Below are 1,036 nucleotides of genomic sequence, written 5' to 3'. Positions count from 1 at the left end.
AGGCGCCTGAGCTCGATAAACTCTCGCACTTCTTCGTCTTCAGCGGACAGATGATTCAGCAACCCCCCTCCATAAAACATGATCGAATAGTGCAGACCCTCGATCAGGTCCGGGCTCGCCTGACTGATCCAGTGGTTCAAGTAAATCCTGTCCGATGGCCCCTCGACCCAAATCACTGCATTTGTTTGCAAAAGGTCTGACGGTCGATAACCGAGATCTGCACACACACCCGAAAGCTGGGCGGGGGAGACGGCTGGCTCCATTGCCGACCTGCTTCCGTCGTGCCGCACGTGAAGGACTGTGGCCGAGTGGTGATCGAGCAGGTGGGCAGAATGGGTTGCAATCAGATACTGGTTACTTGTTTCCGTCGCCAAGTAGCGAATGAATTTTCTTTGATAGACGGGGTGGAGGTGAACTTCGGGCTCCTCTATGCACATGATGGAGTGTTCATTCACCGTGGCGGCCACAGCCAAGATGATGACCTGGTGGACGCCTGTGCCAAGGTTATCCAGCGGCAAGATTCTGCCCCCGTGGTGCACATTAAGCGTGCGAGCATCATGCTGCACTTCCAGGCGCGCCGTCTCATCGTCTAGAATTCTCTGAACAAATCTATTGACCGCACGAAATCTCTCAGTGTCCCGATCATGCGTCGATGCGGGCGGATTCTGCAACCGCTGCAAGCGCGGGAGGAGACCTAGACCTTCATTAGTCCCTTCCGGGGAATCAATGTCAGACAGCTCCTGAATTTGGCGAAATGCTTCAATCGCAATCACAGAGCGTCGCTCTCTCAAGGGGGATTCGGGAATCACCGATCGCAGTATCGTTTGAACGTTCTGCCTGCCCGCACCAATCCCGGATCCCGTTGTGTAGCTTTGCTGCATAATCTGACACGCGCGAACGAGAGTGCTATTGCTCAAATCCGTGATGACGGGATCAAACTGCTCTAGAGACACGGATCCGTTAGCGTCGTAGACAATCCAGATGAGACTGTCATTCTGAATAGTGGGATGCTTCAGTAGCCTCTCTACCGTTTGAT

Annotated in this window: 1 protein-coding gene; it reads right to left on the bottom strand. The window is 53.9% G+C overall.

What is annotated here, in order from left to right; all coding sequences use genetic code 11:
- Positions 1 to 809, bottom strand: an 809-nt coding sequence (locus tag HW130_RS14705; protein ID WP_218183538.1) for an ATP-dependent endonuclease, incomplete at its 3' end; no start/stop codon positions are given.
- Positions 810 to 1,036 lie beyond the last annotated feature (227 nt).

The organism is Streptomyces sp. PKU-EA00015 (genome assembly GCF_013387495.1).
In the GTDB taxonomy this organism is placed as follows: Bacteria; Actinomycetota; Actinomycetes; order Streptomycetales; family Streptomycetaceae; genus Streptomyces.
The sequence above is the reverse complement of the archived record's forward strand: the minus strand, read 5'-3'. Positions and strand labels throughout refer to the sequence as shown.